The sequence below is a fragment of the Cohnella kolymensis genome, from assembly GCF_000829465.1.
Lineage (GTDB): Bacteria > Bacillota > Bacilli > Paenibacillales > Paenibacillaceae > Cohnella > Cohnella kolymensis.
In genome coordinates, this window is record NZ_JXAL01000023.1 from 67,535 (window position 1) to 87,815 (window position 20,281).

At 55.3% G+C, this 20,281-nt stretch carries 19 protein-coding genes and 2 pseudogenes; all 21 read left to right on the forward strand.

Features of this window, described 5'->3' with window-relative positions; genetic code table 11:
* The first annotated feature begins 12 nt into the window (after window positions 1-12).
* The 21 genes and pseudogenes from plsX to SD71_RS14655 all read left to right on the forward strand — a co-directional run bounded on the left by plsX (window position 13) and on the right by SD71_RS14655 (window position 20,279).
* Window positions 13-1,002 carry a phosphate acyltransferase PlsX gene (plsX, locus tag SD71_RS14555; protein ID WP_041064790.1) on the forward strand — a complete coding sequence of 330 codons (990 nt, stop codon included), beginning with the start codon at window positions 13-15 and terminating at the stop codon, window positions 1,000-1,002.
* A gap of 10 nt (window positions 1,003-1,012) precedes the next feature.
* Window positions 1,013-1,999 (forward strand): beta-ketoacyl-ACP synthase III, encoded by a 987-nt coding sequence (locus SD71_RS14560; protein ID WP_041064578.1) that lies wholly within the window; start codon window positions 1,013-1,015, stop codon window positions 1,997-1,999.
* Window positions 2,000-2,018: 19 nt separating this feature from the next.
* Window positions 2,019-2,948: an ACP S-malonyltransferase gene (gene fabD / locus SD71_RS14565; protein ID WP_041064581.1), complete on the forward strand. Its 930-nt coding sequence runs from the start codon at window positions 2,019-2,021 to the stop codon at window positions 2,946-2,948.
* Between the two features lie 45 nt (window positions 2,949-2,993).
* Window positions 2,994-3,740, forward strand: coding sequence for a 3-oxoacyl-[acyl-carrier-protein] reductase (gene fabG / locus SD71_RS14570; RefSeq protein WP_041064582.1), 747 nt, complete (start codon window positions 2,994-2,996; stop codon window positions 3,738-3,740).
* A gap of 131 nt (window positions 3,741-3,871) precedes the next feature.
* The gene (gene acpP / locus SD71_RS14575) at window positions 3,872-4,105 is read left to right on the forward strand and encodes an acyl carrier protein (protein WP_041064584.1); all 234 of its coding nucleotides are present in this window, start codon (window positions 3,872-3,874) and stop codon (window positions 4,103-4,105) included.
* Window positions 4,106-4,182: 77 nt separating this feature from the next.
* Complete coding sequence (fabF, locus tag SD71_RS14580; protein ID WP_041064586.1) at window positions 4,183-5,424, forward strand: beta-ketoacyl-ACP synthase II; 1,242 nt, start codon at window positions 4,183-4,185, stop codon at window positions 5,422-5,424.
* 77 nt (window positions 5,425-5,501) lie between these two features.
* Entirely contained in the window at window positions 5,502-6,203 is a 702-nt protein-coding gene (gene rnc / locus SD71_RS14585; RefSeq protein ID WP_041064793.1) for a ribonuclease III, read from the forward strand.
* Window positions 6,204-6,233: 30 nt separating this feature from the next.
* A pseudogene (gene smc / locus SD71_RS14590) lies at window positions 6,234-9,806 on the forward strand (chromosome segregation protein SMC).
* Between the two features lie 299 nt (window positions 9,807-10,105).
* Entirely contained in the window at window positions 10,106-11,098 is a 993-nt protein-coding gene (gene ftsY / locus SD71_RS14595) for a signal recognition particle-docking protein FtsY (protein WP_041064588.1), read from the forward strand.
* A 114-nt stretch (window positions 11,099-11,212) separates the two neighbouring features.
* Complete coding sequence (gene ylxM, locus SD71_RS14600; RefSeq protein ID WP_041064590.1) at window positions 11,213-11,587, forward strand: YlxM family DNA-binding protein; 375 nt, start codon at window positions 11,213-11,215, stop codon at window positions 11,585-11,587.
* 41 nt (window positions 11,588-11,628) lie between these two features.
* Window positions 11,629-13,012 (forward strand): annotated as a pseudogene (gene ffh / locus SD71_RS14605) (signal recognition particle protein).
* Between the two features lie 42 nt (window positions 13,013-13,054).
* On the forward strand, window positions 13,055-13,327 hold the full coding sequence (rpsP, locus tag SD71_RS14610) for a 30S ribosomal protein S16 (RefSeq protein ID WP_041064593.1): 273 nt from the start codon (window positions 13,055-13,057) through the stop codon (window positions 13,325-13,327).
* A gap of 27 nt (window positions 13,328-13,354) precedes the next feature.
* Entirely contained in the window at window positions 13,355-13,588 is a 234-nt protein-coding gene (locus tag SD71_RS14615) for a KH domain-containing protein (RefSeq protein WP_041064596.1), read from the forward strand.
* A gap of 126 nt (window positions 13,589-13,714) precedes the next feature.
* The gene (gene rimM / locus SD71_RS14620) at window positions 13,715-14,236 is read left to right on the forward strand and encodes a ribosome maturation factor RimM (RefSeq protein WP_041064598.1); all 522 of its coding nucleotides are present in this window, start codon (window positions 13,715-13,717) and stop codon (window positions 14,234-14,236) included.
* Between the two features lies 1 nt (window position 14,237).
* A complete protein-coding gene (trmD, locus tag SD71_RS14625; protein WP_041064601.1) occupies window positions 14,238-14,990 on the forward strand; it encodes a tRNA (guanosine(37)-N1)-methyltransferase TrmD in 753 nt (250 codons plus the stop codon).
* A 189-nt stretch (window positions 14,991-15,179) separates the two neighbouring features.
* Window positions 15,180-15,521, forward strand: a complete 342-nt coding sequence (gene rplS / locus SD71_RS14630) for a 50S ribosomal protein L19 (RefSeq protein WP_041064604.1) — start codon at window positions 15,180-15,182, stop codon at window positions 15,519-15,521.
* 75 nt (window positions 15,522-15,596) lie between these two features.
* Window positions 15,597-16,331, forward strand: coding sequence for a signal peptidase I (gene lepB / locus SD71_RS14635; protein ID WP_082034265.1), 735 nt, complete (start codon window positions 15,597-15,599; stop codon window positions 16,329-16,331).
* A gap of 50 nt (window positions 16,332-16,381) precedes the next feature.
* Window positions 16,382-17,263, forward strand: a complete 882-nt coding sequence (gene ylqF, locus SD71_RS14640) for a ribosome biogenesis GTPase YlqF (RefSeq protein ID WP_041064607.1) — start codon at window positions 16,382-16,384, stop codon at window positions 17,261-17,263.
* A 233-nt stretch (window positions 17,264-17,496) separates the two neighbouring features.
* Window positions 17,497-18,123, forward strand: a complete 627-nt coding sequence (locus SD71_RS14645; protein WP_041064609.1) for a ribonuclease HII — start codon at window positions 17,497-17,499, stop codon at window positions 18,121-18,123.
* A 60-nt stretch (window positions 18,124-18,183) separates the two neighbouring features.
* On the forward strand, window positions 18,184-19,962 hold the full coding sequence (locus SD71_RS14650; RefSeq protein WP_041064613.1) for a hypothetical protein: 1,779 nt from the start codon (window positions 18,184-18,186) through the stop codon (window positions 19,960-19,962).
* Complete coding sequence (locus tag SD71_RS14655; RefSeq protein WP_041064616.1) at window positions 19,959-20,279, forward strand: EscU/YscU/HrcU family type III secretion system export apparatus switch protein; 321 nt, start codon at window positions 19,959-19,961, stop codon at window positions 20,277-20,279. The genes SD71_RS14650 and SD71_RS14655 overlap by 4 nt, the downstream gene beginning before the upstream one ends.
* Window positions 20,280-20,281: the final 2 nt, after the last annotated feature.

Below are 20,281 nucleotides of genomic sequence, written 5' to 3' on the forward strand. Positions count from 1 at the left end.
GAGTTGACACTCATGCGTATCGCAATAGACGCCATGGGCGGAGACCACGCACCGCGTGCACAGGTTGAGAGCGCGATTGCCGCAGCCTCCGAATGGCCAGATATCGAACTTATACTTGTCGGCAATCCTGGTGTGCTGGAGCCGTTATTGGGCGCAGACGCACCTTCGAATATCCGTATTCACCCCGCAATGGAAGTAATCGAAAGCGACGAAGAGCCGGTTAAGGCAGTGCGCCGGAAAAGCGACTCTTCCATGGTGGTGGCCGGGCGGCTGGTGAAAGAAGGCCAGGCGGACGCGATGATTTCTGCGGGTAACACGGGCGCACTCATGGCCGTCGGCTTGCTCGTTGTCGGCCGTCTGAAGGGAATAGATCGCCCGGGATTGGCCCCTATGCTGCCGACATTGGACAATGCGGGCCTGCTCGCTTTAGATCTTGGGGCGAATATGGATGCCAAACCGGAGCATCTGCTGCAATATGCGCTGATGGGCAGCTTATACCGCCAGAAGGTGCATGGTATCGCCAAGCCGCGCGTAGGCCTCCTCAATGTGGGCAGTGAAGCGGCGAAAGGCAACGAGCTGACGAAAGCGGCATACGAGCTGCTCGTGCAAGCGCCGATTAACTTTATCGGCAACGTCGAGTCGCGGGATGTGCTGGAAGGGCAGTGCGATGTCCTGGTGTGCGATGGATTTTCGGGTAATATTCTGCTGAAAGGCATCGAAGGAACAGCATCCGCGTTATTTAAAATATTAAAGCGAGAGCTTACCGCCACGTGGACTTCCAAGCTTGCCGCGCTGGCGTTGAAACCCAGCTTCAGCAGAGTTAAGCGCAGTCTTGATTATAACGAGTATAACGGCGCACCCTTGCTTGGCCTTAACGGATTGGTATTGAAGGGCCATGGTTCCTCCGATGCGGCTGCGATGAAGACCGCTATCCGTCTCGCCCGCACGGCCATCGGCAACGGGCTGGTTACCGCGCTCGCCGATGAATTCAAGGGAAAGTGAGAGATATTGCATGAGTGAAATTTCAGTCGGCATTCTTGGTACGGGTAAATACGTGCCCGAACGCTGCTTAACGAATCAGGATTTGGAACAAATGGTTGATACGAACGATGAGTGGATCGTATCGCGAACCGGTATAAGGGAAAGAAGGATCGCCGCCGAACATGAAGCCACTTCGGATTTGGCGTATGAGGCATCTGTGCGCGCATTGCAAAGAGCGGGCATTACGGCTGACCAGCTGGACCTTATTATTGTGGCGACCGTAACTCCGGACATGTTCTTTCCTTCCACTGCGTGTCTGCTGCAGGAAAGGCTCGGCGCAAAGAAAGCCGCGGCATTCGATCTGTCCGCCGCTTGCTCCGGGTTTATATACGGTCTCGCGAATGCAACCGGGTTTATCAAGATGGGCATGTATCAGAAAGTGCTTGTCGTAGGAGCTGAATGCCTGTCGCGGATCACGGATTACACCGACCGCAACACTTGCATCCTCTTCGGTGACGGCGCAGGCGCTGTCGTGCTCGGCGAAGTGCCGGAAGGCCGCGGGTTCAAGTCTTTCGAGCTCGGCGCCGACGGGTCCGGCGGCGAACTGCTGCGTATTCCAGGCGGCGGCTCCAGGTTGCCTTCTTCGGAACAAACTGTGGCCGATCGCCGTCATTTTCTCGAGATGAACGGACGCGACGTATTCAAGTTCGCCGTCCGCGTCATGGGCAACTCCGCGGAGGTAGCTCTGTCCAAGGCAGGGCTGGGCACGGAAGACATCGATATGCTTATTCCGCATCAAGCGAATATTCGCATCATTCAATCCGCACTTGAAAGACTGCATTTGTCGCAGGACAAAGCAATGATCAATCTGGACCGTTACGGCAATGTGTCGGCCGCATCGATTCCTCTTGCGCTCGCGGAAGCGGTCGAAGAGGGCCGGGTGAAGGAAGGCGATTGTCTCGTGCTCGTCGGTTTCGGCGGCGGTTTGACCTGGGGAGCTTCCGTATTGATCTTGTAGGGAAAGGATGAACGTGAAGATGGGCAAAATCGCATTCGTATTTCCCGGCCAAGGCGCGCAAGCAGTAGGTATGGGGCGCGATGCTTACGAGACCATTCCTGCAGCCCGCGCCGTATTCGATCGAGCGGATGAGGCGCTCGGTTTCCCGATTTCCAAGCTTGCATTCGATGGGCCGGATGAAGAGCTGCGCCAAACGGCGAACACCCAGCCGGCGCTGCTCGCAACAAGCATCGCCTTGCTGGAAGCCTACAAGCCTCTCGGAGTGAAGCCGGATTTCGCAGCCGGCCATTCACTCGGCGAGTATAGCTCTCTGGTATGTGCGGGCGTGCTTTCGTTCGAGGATGCGATCCGGCTTGTCCGCGCGCGCGGACAATTCATGGAGAAGGCCGTTCCCGGAGGGCAAGGCGCAATGGCGGCGGTACTCGGTGCCGAAAGGGAGCCTCTTCAAACGCTTTGCAGCGAGATATCGGCATCTTCCGGGCTTGTCGAACTGGCCAATATCAATTGCCCCGGCCAAATCGTCGTTTCCGGATCGGCGCAAGGCGTTGCCTCAATCGCAGAGCGGGGCAAAGAGGCTGGAGCCAAACGGGTTATTCCGCTGGAAGTAAGCGGACCCTTCCACTCTTCGCTCATGCAGCCTGCTGCCGAAGCGCTTGCCCGCGAACTGGAACGTGTCACGTTCCATAACGCTTCGGTGCCGGTCATTGCCAACGTGCATGCCAGGCCGGTAACTTTCGGCGCCGAGCTTCGCACACTGCTCGTACAGCAAGTGGTGTCTCCTGTCTTATGGGAGGACACGATACGTTACCTCATTTCCGAAGGGGTCGATACTTTCGTGGAGATCGGTTCCGGTACCGTATTGGCAGGCTTGATTAAGAAGATTGACAAGTCCGTTCAAGTGATATCGGTCAACAGCGCGGCTGCAGCGAATGAAGCAGTTGCACAATGACGCTGAAAAAGCGACAATGGACGAGAGGTTGTGGAGAACATGCCAATGTGGGATTTAAGCGGCAAAAGCGCGCTCGTGACCGGCGCGTCCCGCGGAATCGGGCGAGCCATTGCCATTGCGCTGGCTGAAGCCGGCGCGGACGTTGCGGTGAACTATTCAGGCAGCGAAGCCGCAGCGGCAGAAACCGTAAAGGCGGTTGAGGCTCTCGGGCGCAGGGCGATCATGGTCAAGGCGAACGTAGGGAAAGCCGCGGAATTCGAGGATATGGCGGCGAAGACGCTGGAAGCGTTCGGAAAACTGGATATCCTAGTGAATAACGCCGGTATAACCAGAGACAACCTAATCATGCGAATGAAAGAACAAGAGTTTGACGAAGTGATCGAAACGAATCTCAAAGGCGTATTTAACGGATTGAAGGCCGTAACCCGCTCGATGATGAAGCAGCGCTCCGGTCGTATCATCAACATTTCGTCCGTCGTAGGCACCATCGGTAACGCCGGCCAGGCAAACTATGTGGCCTCGAAAGCAGGGGTGATCGGTTTGACCAAATCCGCCGCCAAGGAATTGGCTTCGCGCGGAATTACAGTCAATGCCGTGGCGCCGGGCTTCATCGAATCCGACATGACCGACAAGCTTCCTGCCGAGTATCGGGAGAAGCTGCTCGCGGAAATTCCGCTGGGCCGGATGGGCCGTCCCGAGGACATCGCGGCGGCCGTCGTCTATCTTGCCTCAGATGCTTCGGCTTATATGACCGGCCAGACGATTCACGTCGACGGCGGCATGTATATGTAAGCCGGGCGTGCACTCGAACGCCACGCATAGCGCGGCTAAATCGTGTGCACGGATTCACACAGTTCCTGTGTGATGGCTCTATGGCTTTTTGTCCATGATTCACGTATAATCATTTAAGGGAGGTGAACCGGATGTCCGATGTTTATGATCGCGTTAAACGCATCGTTATCGAACGCCTGGGGGTAGAAGAGGCGGAAGTAACCGCCGAAGCATCCTTCAAAGACGACTTAGGCGCTGACTCTCTCGACGTGGTAGAACTCGTAATGGAACTCGAAGACGAATTCGACTTGGAGATTTCAGACGAGGATGCAGAGAAGATCACAACGGTGGGAGAAGTCGTGAAATACATACAATCTCATGCGTAATGATCAAGCGGGTCCCGTTATTGTGACGGGACTTCGCCACATTCATGCGTCTGTTACCCTGAAGAGGTGAATCTGTTTTGAAGCATCGTGTAGTAGTGACCGGGATGGGGGTCGTCACGTCCCTCGGTTCAGATTTGCCCGAGTTCTGGAATAATTTATTGAACGGCAAATCCGGTATCAGCTCAATCGAAGCCTTCGATACATCCGAATATACAACTAAAATTGCTGCCGAGATCAAGGGTTTTAATCCCGAAGCATTCGGCATAGACAAGAAAGATTCCCGCAAGATGGACCGCTTCGTCCAGTTCGGCGTCGCCGCCAGCAAACAAGCCGTGCAAGACGCAGGTCTGATCATCGGGGACAATGCGGACCCCGAGCGGGTGGGCGTCATCGTGGGCTCCGGTATCGGCGGTCTGGGCACCTGGGAAGAACAGCACACCGTGTTGATGGAAAAAGGCCCGCGCCGTGTGAGTCCTTTCTTTATTCCGATGATGATCGCGAACATGGCCAGCGGCCAGGTGTCGATGGTTACCGGAGCGAAAGGCCCGAATACGACAGCCGTGTCCGCTTGCGCTACCGGCACTCATTCCATCGGTGATTCTTTCAAAATGATTCAGCGCGGGGATGCCGACGTTATGATTTGCGGAGGCGCTGAAGCGACGATCCGGCCGATCGGCATGGCGGGCTTCTGCGCAATGAGAGCGATGAGCACCCGTAATGAGGAGCCGGAAAAAGCAAGCAGGCCGTTCGATATCGACCGTGACGGATTCGTCATGGGAGAAGGCGCCGGCGTTATGATTCTCGAATCGCTTGATCATGCTTTGCAGCGCGGAGCCCGGATTTATGCCGAGGTGATCGGCTATGGGATGAGCGGCGATGCATTCCATATGACGGAACCGGATCCTGACGGTGCGGCTCGCTGTATGACACGCGCAATCAAGGATGCCGGTCTCGAGCCGGAAGAAATCCAATACATCAACGCCCACGGCACGTCGACTCCTGTCGGCGACAAATCGGAAACGACGGCCATCAAGAAAGCTTTCGGCGATCATGCATACAAAGTCGCCGTCAGCTCGACGAAGTCGATGACCGGACATTTGCTCGGCGCAGCGGGCGGCGTTGAAGCGGTTATTGTCGGATTAACTCTGCAGAACGGGATGATCCCTCCAACCGTGAATCTTGACAATCAAGATCCGGAGCTGGATTTGGATTACGTACCGAACAAGCCGCGTGAAGCGGATGTGCGGGTGGCCTTATCGAATTCCTTTGGATTCGGCGGCCATAACGCGACCATCATCATGCGTAAATACGAAGCCTAATGAGCGCGAACGGCGACGCAGGCGGCGCTATGCCGCCTGCGTTAGCTGTTTTCGCGGCTTTTGACCGGGGTGTTATAATGAGCGACTTTTTTGATCAGCTGCAAGCGCGCGCTAAAGTTACTTTCCGCAATACGGCCTTGCTCAAACAAGCGTTCACGCATACGTCTTATGTGAACGAGCAGCGGGGAGAGCGGCTCGGCCATAACGAGCGGCTGGAATTTTTAGGCGATGCGGTGCTGCAGTTGACCGTATCGGAATATTTATACAGACGGTATCCGGATCGTCCGGAAGGCGAGTTGACACGCTTGCGCGCAAGCATCGTCTGTGAACCGTCGCTTGTCCGTTTTGCCGAGGCGCTCGAATTCGGGCAAGTCGTGCTGCTCGGCAAAGGGGAGGAGCAAACGGGAGGCCGCACGCGGCCCTCTTTGTTGGCCGACGCTTTTGAAGCTTTTGTCGGCGCGTTGTACTTGGACCAAGGTCTGAATGTCGTACGTATTTTTTTGGAGGGTCATTTGTTTCCGCACCTGCCCGGAGACGGCGAGTCTCCGCTCAAGGATTTCAAGACGGAGCTTCAGGAGAGAGTGCAGCATTTGGCGATGGGCACCCTCGACTATCGGATCGTGGAAGAACGAGGGCCAGCTCACGACCGGGAATTCGTATCTGTTGTTGTCGTCGGCAAGCAGCGTCTGGGCAAAGGAGTCGGCCGCTCCAAGAAAGAAGCGGAGCAGCAGGCGGCTTCCGAAGCGCTGCGCATGCTGGCCTCGCAATATCCGGTTTAACCGAACAACTCCAGAGGTGAATACATTCTTATGTTTTTGAAAAGAATCGAGCTGTCCGGATTTAAGTCGTTCGCCGACCGCACCGAATTGGAGTTTGTCCGCGGTATAACCGCCGTGGTTGGTCCCAACGGCAGCGGCAAAAGCAATATCTCAGACGGAATCCGTTGGGTGCTGGGCGAACAAAGCGCTAAATCTTTGCGCGGCGGAAATATGCAGGATATCATTTTCGCAGGAAGCGATTCTCGTAAGGCCGTTAATATCGGTGAGGTCTCTTTGACGCTCGATAATCAGGATAAAGCATTGCCGCTGGATTTCAGCGAGGTGACCGTCACCCGCCGGGTGCACCGGAACGGGGACAGCGAGTATTTGATCAACAAACAGCCGTGCCGCCTCAAGGATATTACCGAGCTGTTCATGGATACGGGGATCGGCAAAGAAGCCTACTCGATTATCGGACAAGGCCGGATCGAGGAAATACTGAGCACACGCTCTGAAGACCGCCGCGGTATTTTTGAAGAGGCTTCGGGTATCGTCAAGTATAAAAGCCGTAAAAAAAGAAGCGCAGAAGAAGCTTGAAGATACCGAAAACAACCTTCTCAGGATTCATGACCTCGTCAGTGAGCTTGAAGGGCAGATCGAGCCTTTGAAAGAGCAAGCCGCCAAGGCGGAGATGTACAAGACGTTAAAAGAAGATTTGAAAAATAAAGAAATCGCGCTGTACGTTCATCAGATTGAGGGAGTCCACACTTCCTGGACGGAGACGAACGAACGGCTGGCGGTTCTTCGTGATGAGCAGCTGACTCTGTCCACCTTCATCAGTAAACATGATGCTTTGCTGGAGGAAGAACGTCAGGCGCTTATTCAGCTTGAGGAATTGCTCGCGAAGCTGCAGGACGAGCTGCTGCACTGCAGTGAAGAGACGGAGAAAGCGGAAGGTTACGGGGAGCTGCTCAATGAGCGCCGCACCCATTTGGAGCGCAATCGTGAGAATTTGGCAGAGTCGCTGGCATCCGCAGAAGAGCGGATTCAGCAAGCCGCATCGGAAGAAGCGGCCGTCAAGGACAAACGCGCGGCGCTGGAAACGGAGTTAGCCCATTTAACGGCGAAGCTTGCCGAGGAACAAGACAAGCTGGCTTTGGCCGACGGCAGCTCGGAAGTGGAGGAGCGGCTCAAGGCGGAGCTTTTTGATATTTTGAATGCGATGGCACAGGCACGTAACGATATCCGTTACGGCGAGGGGCAGCGTGAAGTGCTGGAGCGCCGTGTAACGCGGATCAGAGAAGAGGAAGCGAAATGGCGCGAGCAACTGGAAGGGCTGCAGGCCAAGCGCGGCCAATTGGATGAGCGGCTGGCTGCGGTAACCGCCGCGCTCACGGAAGTTAGGGACCGTTACGTGGCGGAAGGCGCCCGCTCTGCGGAGCTTCAGCGCAAGCTGGAGGAAACGCAAGCTTCTGTGCGTCGTTTCGAGCAGAAACGCGAGGCGCTTGTATCACGGCGCGATACGATCAAAGAATTGCAAAATGACTATGACGGCTTTCAGCATGGCGTGCGTGAAGTCTTGAAGGCATCCAAACGGGGTAATCTGCAAGGCGTACACGGCGCAGTTGCGGAGCTTGTAAGTGTGCCCGCCCACTTGGAAACGGCCGTTGAGACCGCGCTCGGAGGCGCGCTTCAGCATATCGTCATGGAGGATGAGAAGACGCCCGCACCGCTATCGCTTATTTGAAGCAGCGGCAATCGGGCCGAGCCACATTCCTGCCTCTGGATGTCATCCGGCCGAGGAATATGAGCGACAGCGACCGGCGGTTGTTGCAGCAGGCGGAAGGCTTTATCGGTATCGCATCGGAGCTTGTGCAGACGGACGCGAAATATGAGAATATTGTGAGCAGCATGCTCGGCAATGTGATCGTTTCGGAGAGTCTCGAGCAAGCGAATAAGATCGCTTCCCGGTTGCAGTACCGTTATCGCGTAGTGACAAGGGACGGCGACATTGTGAATGCCGGCGGATCCATGACGGGCGGAAGCTTGCAGAAGAAATCATCCAGCCTGCTTGGACGCCAGCGGCAGCTCGAAGAGCTGGAAAGTGAAATCAAGAACGCAGAAGCGATGCGCGATAGTGCGAAGGCGGAAGCCGAAGATTTCAAAAAGGAACTGGCCGAAACGGCGCAAAATATCGAGCAGCTGCGGGAGCAGGGCGAAAAAGAACGGATGAATGAGCAGCAAGTGGCCGCGGAACGCCAGCAGCTCATTCAAGAAGAGAGACAGCTTCAGGAGCAGCAATCCGCTCTAAGCGGGGAAAAGGCGGCGTTCGACGCCGAAGCCGGCGGACTGGATTCCGTCCGCAGTGAAGCGGAAGCGCGTCTCGCTTCATTGACGGAAGACGAGCAGCGTATGCAGAACCGCATCCGCGAAGCGGAGGAGCTTCGCCGCCGCAGCCAATCAGAGAAAGAGCAGCTGCAAGGCGCGCTGACAGATCTTAAAGTCTCGATCGCGCGTTTGGAGCAGGACCGGTCGGCGCTGGACGAGCAGGCGATGCGCCGGCGTGCCGATCTGAGTCGTTTAACCGCAGAACGCAAGCAGCTTCAAGAAGGTCTGGAGCAGAATGAAACCGAAGCTTCCCGTACTTCGCAAGAGTCGGTCGATCAGAAGGAACGGCTGAATGAGCTGCGATTGCAGAAGAAACAGCTGACCGAGAATATCGAGTTCAAACGTGCCGACCGTGCCGAGAAGCTTCGCGACCTTGAGCTTAAGGAAAGCGAAACCAAGGAACAGCGGACAAAGCTGAAAACCGTTGAAGAGGGTTTGCGGCAAGCCGAAATTTCGGTAAACCGTCTGGACGTTGAGCTCGACAACCTGCTTCGCAAGTTAAGCGAGGAATATGAAATCGGTTTTGAGCTTGCCAAGGAACGGTACGAGATTCCCGAAGATATAGCCGGCACTCAGAACGAGGTCCGCGATATGAAAAGAAAGATTTCCTCGCTCGGCGACGTCAATGTGGGCGCGATCGAAGAATATAAACGGGTGTCCGAACGCTTCCAATTCCTGTCCGAGCAGGAGAACGACCTCATTGAGGCCAAGACCAAGCTTCACGGCATCATTCGTGAAATGGATGACGAAATGTCGAAGCGGTTCCGCACGACATTCGAGGACATTCGCAAGCACTTCGTAGTCGTATTCTCCCGCATGTTCGGCGGAGGCCGCGCGGATCTCATCTTGAGCGAGCCGGATCGGCCGCTGGATACGGGTATCGATATCGTTGCGCAGCCGCCGGGCAAGAAGCTGCAAAATCTGCAGCTTCTCTCCGGAGGCGAGCGGGCGCTGACGGCCATCGCGCTTTTGTTTGCCATTTTGAACGTCAAACCTGTTCCATTTTGCGTATTGGATGAGGTGGAAGCGGCACTGGATGAAGCGAATGTGACCCGGTATGCGCAATACATGCGCGAGTTTTCCGATTCAACGCAGTTCATCGTCGTTACCCACCGCAAAGGTACGATGGAAGAGGCCGATGTCCTATACGGAGTTACGATGGAGGAAGGCGGCGTCTCGAAGCTGGTCTCCGTGCGCTTGGAAGAGAGCGACGAGATTATGACCGCAACGGCGTAAGTAGAAGTACATCGCCCTGCAAGCCCGCGAAGTAGTATGTTCGCAAAATAACTGGAAAGTCTGCTGCTAATTCTGCGATATTGCGCTCAACTTTTCTTTTAGGTGGAAATCTCCATCTAAATAATGATTGTGAGAGCGATAACCTCAAATCCGTTATATCATAGGGAGTTTTTCCCGCTAATTATCGTAATAGGGCTTATCCGGCGAAATTAGAGGGAGAATTTCCGGTTAGAAGGAATTCTGTTGCGAAACATACGTACCATACAGTTAGAGTTCATCTGAGTTGGAGGATAAGGCCAATGAGCTTTTTTAAGAAACTGAGAGAGTCGATCGCCTCCAAGACGGAAGCGGTAACGAACAAGTTCCGCGACGGGCTGGCCAAGACGCGTGACGCTTTTGTCGGTAGAGTCGAAGAGTTGTTCACGCGCCGCAAAAAAATCGATGAGGAGTTTTTCGAAGAGCTGGAAGAGATTCTCATCGGTGCGGATGTCGGCGTGAACACCGTCATGGAACTCATAGATGATTTGCGTACGGAAGTGAAGAAGCGTAAAATCGAGCAGCCGTCCGAGCTGCGGCCGATCCTGTCCGAGAAGCTTGTGAACATGCTGCGGGGCAGCGGTGAAGATGCCGGGCTGAAAGAGAATCCGAACGGAATAACGGTAATCTTGTTCGTCGGCGTCAACGGCGTCGGCAAAACGACGACGATCGGCAAGCTGGCATGGCGCTTTAAGCAGCAGGGGAAAAAGGTGCTCCTCGCCGCCGGCGACACATTCCGTGCCGGTGCGATCGAGCAGCTGGAAGTATGGGGCAATCGTGTAGGCGTAGACGTCATTAAGCAGGAAGCGGGCTCCGATCCTGCAGCGGTGATGTTCGATGCGGTGCAAGCGGCTAAGAAGCACAATGTCGATGTGCTCATTTGCGATACCGCGGGACGGCTGCAAAATAAGGCGAACCTGATGGAGGAGCTGGCCAAAATTCACCGGGTCATCCAACGCGAGATCCCTGGAGCGCCTCATGAGACGCTGCTTGCGCTCGATGCGACGACCGGCCAGAATGCGCTGCAGCAGGCGAAGCTGTTCGGAGAGAAGAGCGGTGTGACCGGGCTCGTACTGACGAAGCTGGACGGCACCGCCAAAGGCGGAATCGTCATCGCGATCCGTAATGAGCTCTCTTTGCCTGTGAAATTCATCGGACTCGGCGAGAAGATGGACGATCTGCAGCCGTTCGATGCCGACCAGTTCGTTCATGCTCTATTCGCCGGACTGGCAGCCGCTGAAGAAGAAGAAAAATAAAATAAGGATGTTAAGGGGTTTCCCTTGACATCCTCTTTGTTTTTTCGTACCATTAGGAACGGAAGCAGGCTGTAAAGTGTTTTTCCTTTACGCGAATACGAAAGGAGCAGCTTGATGCACGGGGAGAACGCATTAGAGAAGACGAACCGGATCAATGTGCTGTTTGATTTTTACGGACCGCTGCTCACCGAGAAACAGCAGACATTCCTGAAATGGTATTTTCACGATGACTTTTCGCTGGGCGAAATTGCGGCTGAATTCGAAATCAGCAGGCAGGCCGTCTATGAGCATCTTAAGAGAGCGGAGCAAGTGCTGGAAGGTTACGAGCAGAAGCTTGGCTTGGCCGCGCGGCATGAAGTTCTGGAAGCCGGACTTTCGCAATTGGACCGGCAAATTGCCTTGCTTGAATCGCCGGTTCGCGAGAAGCTTCAGGAGACCGTTAATCGTCTCCGGGGTGCCGAACAATCACAATCAGCAGATGAATTGTAAATATAGAAGATAAGCATCGTTCGTAAAGGAGGGATGGGATTATGGCATTCGAAGGTTTGACAACCCGGCTGCAGAACGTGTTCGGCAAGCTCAAAAGCCGAGGCAAAGTATCCGAGGATGATGTTAACGAAGCGATGCGCGAGGTTCGCCTCGCCTTGCTGGAAGCGGACGTCAACTTCAAAGTCGTGAAAGATTTCATCTCCAAGGTCAAAGAACGCGCCCTCGGCCAGGAAGTGACCAAAAGCTTCACTCCCGCGATGGTTATTATCGATATCGTTAACAAGGAATTAACCGAGCTGATGGGCGGATCGCAAGCGAAGCTCGCGAAAGCGAACAAGCCCCCGACGGGTTATTCTGATGGCGGGTCTGCAAGGCGCCGGCAAGACGACGCTCGTAGGCAAGCTTGCCAAGCTGCTGCAGTCCCAGAATCATAAGCCGCTGCTCGTTGCGGGTGACATCTATCGTCCCGCGGCGATCAAGCAGCTGCAGGTGCTTGGGGGTCAGATCGGAGCGCCGGTGTTCTCATTAGGCGATCAGGTAAGTCCCGTTGAAATTGCCAGGCAAGGCGTTCAGCAAGCCAAGGACCAGGGCAATGATTATGTTCTGATCGATACGGCAGGCCGCTTGCAAATCGACGAAGATCTGATGAAAGAAATCAAGGACATTCATGCCGCAGTCAAGCCCGATGAGGTGCTGCTGGTCGTCGATGCGATGACCGGGCAAGAAGCCGTTAACGTGGCGCAAAGCTTCCACGAGCAGCTCGCTTTAACCGGCGTCGTGCTGACGAAGCTCGACGGCGACACCCGAGGCGGTGCGGCATTGTCGGTTAAAGCCGTTACGGGATGTCCGATCAAGTTCGCATCCGTCGGCGAGAAGATCGACCAGTTGGAAGCCTTCCACCCGGATCGCATGGCTTCGCGGATTCTCGGCATGGGCGATATGCTTTCCTTGATCGAGAAAGCCCAGTCGAATATGGATGCGGACAAAGCGGCGGAGATGGAGCGCAAAATGCGCAACGCCGAGTTTACTTTTGACGATTTCATCGAGCAGATGGAGCAGGTTCGCAAGATGGGGCCGCTCGACCAGCTCCTCGATATGATGCCTGGAATGAACAAGATGAAAGGCAATCCGAATTTCAAAATCGACGAGAAACAGATTGCGCGAACGGAAGCGATCGCCAAGTCGATGACGAAAGTGGAGAAGGTCAAGCCGGATATTATCAACTACAGCCGTCGTAAGAGAATAGCAGCCGGCAGCGGCACGAGCGTGGCTGACGTCAACCGGCTGCTCAAGCAGTTCGAAGACATGAAGAAAATGATGAAGCAGTTTTCCGGCATGATGGGTCCCAAAGGCAAAGGCCCGAAGGGCGGCATGAAAGCTCTCAAAAACATGTTCGGCGGCAAAAATATGAAATTCCCTTTCTAAGATTGACACAGCGTTTATTTCGTCAAGGAGGTGAAAGTTAAAATGGCAGTTCGCATTCGTTTGAAACGTATGGGTGCTCACAAAGCCCCAGTCTACCGCGTAGTTGTTTCCGATTCCCGTTCTCCGCGCGACGGCCGCTTCATTGAAGAGATCGGCGTGTACAACCCGGTCGCTCAACCGGCTCAAGTGCAGATCGACGAGGAAAAAGCGTTGAAATGGCTGCAAAACGGCGCGCAAGCGTCCGAAACCGTTCGCAATCTTCTCAGCACTGCAGGCGTTTTGAAGAAATTCCACGAATCCAAGCTCCAGAAGTAAGACGTCCTAATACCGGAGGGCTGAGCCATGGAACAATTGATTCGGGTCATTGCCCGAGCGTTGGTGGATCATCCGGAAGACGTGCAAATTCAGGTCAGGGAAGACGCGAGAGGCCTGGTGTACGAGCTTTCCGTTCATCCCGACGATGTCGGCAAAGTAATCGGCAAGCAGGGACGTATCGCCAAGGCGGTACGCACCGTAGTCTCTTCCGCCGCCGTTAAGGAGCGGAAGCGCGTCATCGTGGATATTGTCTCAGAATAGCTTCACAGAGGGACCGCTGATGCATTTATGCATGTTCGGTCCCTTTTTCACGATTCATCGGGACGGCTAAGCCGGCAGAGCCGGTGGAAGGCTTAAGATAGAATTGCCCAAAAGGGGGCTGCTTCCATGAAGGAAGAACGCTTGCTCAATGTAGGTAAAATTGTAAATACGCACGGCATTCGCGGTGAAGTGAAGGTATGGCCGCAGACCGATTTTCCGGAGGTACGTTTCCAGGTCGGCAGCAAGCTGCTCATGTTCCCGCCGGAATCCGGCGACCCTGTGACTGTTGAAGTGACCAGCTCGCGCGAGCAGAAAAATATGTTCGTCGTGAAGCTTAAAGGCTTCGACGACATTAACCAGGTAGAGAAGCTCAAAGGCTGTGAGCTTAAAGTGAGCGACAGCGAACGGGTGCCGCTATCCGAAGACGAATATTATGTCCGCGATATTATCGGATGCTCGGTTGTCACTGAAGAAGGCGAAGAGCTCGGAGTTATCGCCGATGTACTTACACCGGGAGCGAACGACATTTGGGTTGTGACAATGCCGAAGGGCAAAGAGCTGCTGCTGCCGGTCATCGATGATGTCGTGCTCGATGTCGATCTCACCGCCCGCAAGGTAACCGTCCATCTGATGGAAGGGCTGCTTTAACATGCGCATCGACGTGTTGACTTTGTTTCCTGAGATGTTCACGGGCGTGTTCAATGCCAGTATTCTCGGGAAAGCGCGGGACAAGGGCATTGTGGAATTGTCCACGGTGAACTTCCGTGACTTTTCGGGCAATAAGCATAACACCGTAGACGATATGCCCTATGGAGGCGGCGGCGGTATGGTGCTGCAGGCTGAGCCGGTTTTCGGCGCTGTCGAGCATCTGTTGCAGCAAGCGGGTGAGGACGCGTCCAAACCGCGTATGATCCTCATGTGTCCGCAGGGCACCCCGCTGACGCAAAAGAAAGCAATCGAGCTGTCCGGGGAGTCTCATCTCATTTTCATTTGCGGCCACTATGAAGGTTATGACGAGCGGATCCGGGAGTTTCTCGTAACGGACGAGCTTTCCATAGGCGATTATGTGCTCACGGGGGGAGAGCTGCCCGCTATGGTTGTGATCGATACCGTGGTGAGGCTGCTTCCAGGGGTACTCGGCAACGAGCAATCCGCGATCACCGACTCTTTCAGCGACGGCCTGCTGGAGTATCCGCACTACACCCGTCCTGCCGACTTCCGGGGCTGGCGGGTACCTGACGTGCTGCTGTCCGGGCATCATGCGGAAATCGAGAAGTGGCGCCGGCTCCAATCGTTGGAGCGCACGCTGGTGAGAAGACCGGAGCTGCTGGAAAACGCCGATTTGACGCCGAAAGAGAAGCAATGGCTCGAAGACAAAAGGAAGCTGCTGGACAGGGAATAAAAAAACGTGCACATTGTACGAGTTTACAGGCGCTATCTGAGAAACTCGCAGTTGTGTTTTGCCTCTGATTGTGATAGAATTTCAAATGTTGTCTGTGTATATCAGGACGGTCCTCTGCACGCCATGAGCCGGATGAGAGCATCCGGGGAGCGGGGCAAGAACGTCTGTTGTGGAAGGAGGGGAGACCCCATGAATCTTATTCAAGCGATCACACAAGAGCAATTGCGTAAGGACGTTCCTAATTTCCGTCCCGGCGATACGCTTAAAGTGCATGTTAAAGTCGTCGAGGGTTCCCGTGAACGCGTTCAGCTGTTCGAAGGCGTAGTAATCAAACGCCGCGGCGGCGGAATCAGCGAAACATTCACGGTTCGTAAAATCTCTTATGGTGTTGGCGTGGAGCGTACCTTCCCGGTAAACTCGCCCCGCATCGAGAAAATCGAAGTGGCTCGCCGCGGTAAAGTTCGCCGCGCGAAACTGTACTACCTGCGCAACCTGCGCGGTAAAGCAGCACGGATCAAAGAAATTCGATAATGTGCGTCAAAGGGAGGCTTGGGCGGAGTTCAAGTCTCCCTTTTTGCATTTTCAGAAGAATAGAGGTGATTACGAATGGATCAGCATCGGAATGATAAATCAAACGAATCAACCGGTCATGGATTAAATCATAGTGCCGATGAGAACGCGATTCGTAATCAGGACGCGGGCGGAGTTACGGAGCAGCCCTCCCAAGGAGGCGTGTCAGCCCCTGCCGCATCAAGAAAATCATCGAACCGTGCCGGCGGAGAACTGTTCGAATGGATCAAGGCGCTGGCGATTGCCGGCTTGCTTGTTTTCGTAATCCGGTGGTTTCTGGTCAGTCCGTTCATTGTGGACGGCGACTCGATGAGACCGAATTTTCACGACCGTGAACGCATTATCGTCAATAAAATATTGTACGACATCCGGCAGCCCCAGCGCGGTGAAGTGATCGTATTCCATGTTCCGGAAGAAGGACGGGATTTCATCAAACGCGTGATCGGCGTCCCCGGGGATACCGTCAAGGTTGAGGATGACAAAGTCTACATAAACGGGCAGCAGATTGAAGAGAATTATTTGAAGGAAGCTTATGAGAAGGCGCATGCTTCCGGGGACTTGTATAATAAGCAGGATGAACTGAGCGATTTTCCGAATGACAGGTTCCCGGACGGAAAAATCCCGGACGGCACGTTGTTCGTGATGGGGGACAATCGCTCGAACAGCGAAGACAGCCGCATGATCGGGTATATTCCGATGGATCGGGTCGTCGGGAGGGCGGATCTCGTCTTCTGGCCGTTGAACGTCTTTCATTTTATCGGCCATGACTGAACGCGGGGGATCCCCCTCTCGTTTCGCGAGGTAGGAGAGGGGGATACACAATGACGATACAATGGTTTCCCGGTCATATGACCCGGGCGAAACGGCAGATCGAAGAAAAGCTGAAGCTGATCGATGTGGTTTTCGAGCTCCTCGACGCGCGCATACCGCAGTCCAGCCGCAATCCGATGGTTGACGAAATCACCGGAACGAAGCCTCGTTTGATTTTACTTAACAAAGCCGATCTCGCGGACCCCGAGATGACCGCGGCATGGAGCCGTTATTTCCGTTCCCTGGGCAAGGAGACGCTTGCGATCGACGCCAATGCCGGTACCGGAGTGAAAGAAATTTCCGGTAAAGCCAGAGAACTGCTTCGGGACAAAATCCAACGGCAGGTGGACAAGGGCATGAAGCCGCGTCCGGTCCGGGCGCTGATCGTCGGGATTCCGAACGTCGGCAAATCTACACTGATCAACCGGCTGGCGGGCCGCAACATTGCAGTGACCGGCGACCGGCCGGGGGTTACGAAGGGCCAGCAGTGGATTCGGTTCGGCGGAGATCTGGAGCTTCTGGATACTCCCGGAATTTTGTGGCCGAAATTCGATGATCCGCAGGCGGGATTCCGCCTCGCTGCAACGGGAGCTATTAAGGAGGATGTGCTTCACATCGATGAAGTCGCCTGCTTTGTGCTTCAAGAGCTGGTCGGTCGTTACGGCTTCGTGCTGGCTGAACGTTACGGCCTGGAGGAGCTGCCTCCGGAGCTGCCGGACATGCAGTCTGCTATCGATGTACTCGAAAATATAGGACGGAGACGGGGCTGTCTTACAGGAGGCGGTCACGTCGACTATGAGAAAGCGGCTGGAATTCTGTTGCGGGAACTTCGTGCGGGCAAGCTGGGCCGGATCACGCTGGAGAGTCCGGATGACTTTGAGCTCGGTGGCTGAAGCCGCGAACAATAGTCAGAGTGAATAAGAATGATAACTATAATTCTGTGTGCATCAATACGTAAGAGCGTCCGGTTCGGACGCTTTTTTTTCGTTGCCGTAAAGCCGGCTAAGTGTCTTTTTTTATACCTGCCTATTCCAATAATTTTTTCATCTGTTTTATTAAAATAATCCTTGGCAACCGCTGCGCCATGTCGGACAATAGGAGAATAGGTCGGAAAGGCGGTACCGGTATGGCGGAAATCGAGCGTTTGGAATTTGAAACCGCGCTGTGGGGCCAGGGGCTCAACATGGTTGCGGGAATTGATGAGGTAGGCCGGGGCTGCCTGTTCGGAGATGTCGTGGCTGCGGCGGTCATTCTTCCGGCGGGCCTCGTAATGGAAGAAGTCGATGATTCCAAACAGATCAGCGAGAAAAAGAGAGAACGGCTGTACGATGAAATCATAGAAGCCGCTGTCGCATGGTCGGTCGCGAGAGTGGAAGCTTCGGTTATAGATACGATCAACATACGGCAAGCATCGAGGCGGGCAATGAAGCTGGCGGTCCAGGGGCTGGGGGTTGCGCCCGAGCATTTGCTGATCGATGCCGAAAGCATAGATTTAGACATTCCACAGACGGCGATTGTAAAAGGGGATGCCCTCAGCCAGTCCATCGCAGCCGCATCGATCGTCGCAAAGGTAACGCGTGACCGTTTGTGCCGTGAAGTCTGGGACACTTTATATCCCGGCTATGGGCTTGCGAGCCACAAAGGTTACTCCACCAAAGAGCATCGCGAGGCGTTGCTTTCACTCGGGCCTACTCCTATGCATCGGCAGAGCTTTTTAAGCAATTTTTTTGTGCAGCAGCAACAGCTGTTTTAACGCATCTCTTGGAAAAAGCCGATACATAGAATAGAGATTTACTCGTGAGGAGGAAGCGTCATGAGCATGAACATCGGTCCGATGCTCCGGGCATTGATCGGCGACGGGCAACCGGCTGATGGCAGCCGTGCGCTGGAGCTCCGTATCGGTCAGATCGTCCGGGGCGTACTTATGGAAATGCTGGACAACCATGAGGCGCTCATGAACATTAACGGGGTGCAAGTCCGTGCCAAGCTCGAAGCGGAGCTGCCGCTCGGCCGCAGTACTTTGCTGCAGGTGCAGCCCGGCGGAAGCGGCGGAGCGGTGACTCTTAAGCCGCTGCCGGATGCCTCGGATGCCATGCCTGAGGATGGGCTGAAGGATGTTCTTAAATCATTCGGTCTGCCGGAACAAAAATGGGCGATGGAGCTCATGCGCGGATTAAAACGTGACGGTTATCAACTCGGACGGGAAACGGCGGCTTTTTTCAATTCTGCGGCTGCCCTCAAGCCTGCGAATGCGGATGTCCAGACATGGATGGGAGCGGCTGATGTCGCGTTTCGCAGGGGACTCAGTCCTACCGAAACGACATTAGCCTCATTGCGGCAGGCTTTGTTCGGACCACCCCTGCAGCAAGCTTTAGCGGATTTTGAGTCTGCAGTTACGCGATGGCTAGGGGAATCCGGTGTTTCGGACCATACCGCCGCACTCGGACAGCGTCTGCAAAATTTGTTCAAGCAAGGCGCTGCGGTTCTGGCGCAAGGACAAGCCCAGTTGACGGGACAATCCGCTGCTCCAGAAGTAGCCGCTCCATTGAACGATGCTGCGAGCATCCAGAAGGCTGCGGAACAGGGCAGGACGGAGATTGATATGGTGCAGTCTCGAGGCGAAGGAGCGGGACGAGCTGTTGGTGCTCCGCAATCTCAGGCGTTTCAACCGAGCGTGCCGGGTCATGTAATGGCGGCTGAAACGGATCCGCCTGCATCAGGGCTGACTGTGAAGCCGGCCGCAGAGGATGGCGCTGCGGATAAGCCCTCGCGCAATCAACCGCAGCCGGCGGAAGCGAACCGCACCGCCGCTCAATCTGCGGCAGAGGGCGTGGAGCCGTCTGCCCCGAAGCAGGAAGCGCCGTGGATCGGGCGCTTCCTCCAATGGCTCGGAGCCGGGCATGAGCACCGGCTCCTGCACCCCGCCGAAGGGCGGCTGCCCGGCGAAGCCGGCCTTCTTGGCGGGCCAGGCCCCGCGTTGACGCCTGGCGATGACCCCCAGGCGCCTGCGCAAGAGGCGCGGCACGCGGATACGCTCAAGGGCGCATTGCTCGCCCTTGCGGCGCACGAAGAAGTGCCTCCCGCTCTGCGAGAGGCAGCCCAGACGCTGGCCGGCCAAGTAACCGGCCAGCAGCTGTTGCTCTCCTCCGAGCGGAACCCGGCGGCACCGTTCAGCCATATGACGCTGTTCGTGCCGATGAAGGGAGCCGACGGCGAGACGACAGCCGCCGTCCATGTCCAGACGCGGCGGAACCGCCGCGGAGAATGGGATATCGACAACTGCCGTCTATTGTTCGACCTGCGTATGCGGCATGTGGGTGCCACGGTGGTCGATGTACAAGTTGTCGACCGGATCGTATCTTTGAAGCTGCTGAACGACTTTCCGGGCATGAGCGATTTAATAGAGCAGGCACGGCCTGAACTGGCGGCCGGAATGTCCGCGGCCGGATTTCAACTGCTTTCTCTTTCGGTTTCGCCGCTGCCGCAGTGGAAGGACGACGGTGAAACACATGCGGCTACTCAGGAGCCAAATCCGGCTGTGGGCGCCGGCTATGCAGCCAAGCCTTATAAAGGGGTAGATTTCAGAGTATGAGCCGATCCCGCCCCCCGGAACGAAGCCTGCCCAAAAAGGCAGTCGCACTCAAATATGAACCCGATCAGCGCGCGGCTCCGGTTGTTATTGCCAAAGGCCAAGGCCTTATGGCGGAACAAATATTGCGCCGTGCCCAGGAGAACGGAATACCGGTGCAGGAGGATGCCTCCTTGGTAGAGGTGTTGTCCAAATTGGATCTGGAGCAGGAAATTCCTCCGGAGCTGTACCAACTTGTTGCCGAGGTACTCAGCTTCGTGTACCGCTCAGACCGGCGCGCCGGACTCGGCGGGACAGAAAGCAGCGAAATCTCACGTTGAAG

What these genes read in the sequence shown, in the direction of transcription:
- plsX (WP_041064790.1), top strand. Translation starts at nt 13, where the DNA reads ATGCGTATCGCAATAGACGCCATGGGCGGAGACCACGCACCGCGTGCA.
- SD71_RS14560 (WP_041064578.1), top strand. Translation starts at nt 1,013, where the DNA reads ATGAGTGAAATTTCAGTCGGCATTCTTGGTACGGGTAAATACGTGCCC.
- fabD (WP_041064581.1), top strand. Translation starts at nt 2,019, where the DNA reads ATGGGCAAAATCGCATTCGTATTTCCCGGCCAAGGCGCGCAAGCAGTA.
- fabG (WP_041064582.1), top strand. Translation starts at nt 2,994, where the DNA reads ATGTGGGATTTAAGCGGCAAAAGCGCGCTCGTGACCGGCGCGTCCCGC.
- acpP (WP_041064584.1), top strand. Translation starts at nt 3,872, where the DNA reads ATGTCCGATGTTTATGATCGCGTTAAACGCATCGTTATCGAACGCCTG.
- rnc (WP_041064793.1), top strand. Translation starts at nt 5,502, where the DNA reads ATGAGCGACTTTTTTGATCAGCTGCAAGCGCGCGCTAAAGTTACTTTC.
- ftsY (WP_041064588.1), top strand. Translation starts at nt 10,106, where the DNA reads ATGAGCTTTTTTAAGAAACTGAGAGAGTCGATCGCCTCCAAGACGGAA.
- ylxM (WP_041064590.1), top strand. Translation starts at nt 11,213, where the DNA reads ATGCACGGGGAGAACGCATTAGAGAAGACGAACCGGATCAATGTGCTG.
- rpsP (WP_041064593.1), top strand. Translation starts at nt 13,055, where the DNA reads ATGGCAGTTCGCATTCGTTTGAAACGTATGGGTGCTCACAAAGCCCCA.
- SD71_RS14615 (WP_041064596.1), top strand. Translation starts at nt 13,355, where the DNA reads ATGGAACAATTGATTCGGGTCATTGCCCGAGCGTTGGTGGATCATCCG.
- rimM (WP_041064598.1), top strand. Translation starts at nt 13,715, where the DNA reads ATGAAGGAAGAACGCTTGCTCAATGTAGGTAAAATTGTAAATACGCAC.
- trmD (WP_041064601.1), top strand. Translation starts at nt 14,238, where the DNA reads ATGCGCATCGACGTGTTGACTTTGTTTCCTGAGATGTTCACGGGCGTG.
- rplS (WP_041064604.1), top strand. Translation starts at nt 15,180, where the DNA reads ATGAATCTTATTCAAGCGATCACACAAGAGCAATTGCGTAAGGACGTT.
- lepB (WP_082034265.1), top strand. Translation starts at nt 15,597, where the DNA reads ATGGATCAGCATCGGAATGATAAATCAAACGAATCAACCGGTCATGGA.
- ylqF (WP_041064607.1), top strand. Translation starts at nt 16,382, where the DNA reads ATGACGATACAATGGTTTCCCGGTCATATGACCCGGGCGAAACGGCAG.
- SD71_RS14645 (WP_041064609.1), top strand. Translation starts at nt 17,497, where the DNA reads ATGGCGGAAATCGAGCGTTTGGAATTTGAAACCGCGCTGTGGGGCCAG.
- SD71_RS14650 (WP_041064613.1), top strand. Translation starts at nt 18,184, where the DNA reads ATGAGCATGAACATCGGTCCGATGCTCCGGGCATTGATCGGCGACGGG.
- SD71_RS14655 (WP_041064616.1), top strand. Translation starts at nt 19,959, where the DNA reads ATGAGCCGATCCCGCCCCCCGGAACGAAGCCTGCCCAAAAAGGCAGTC.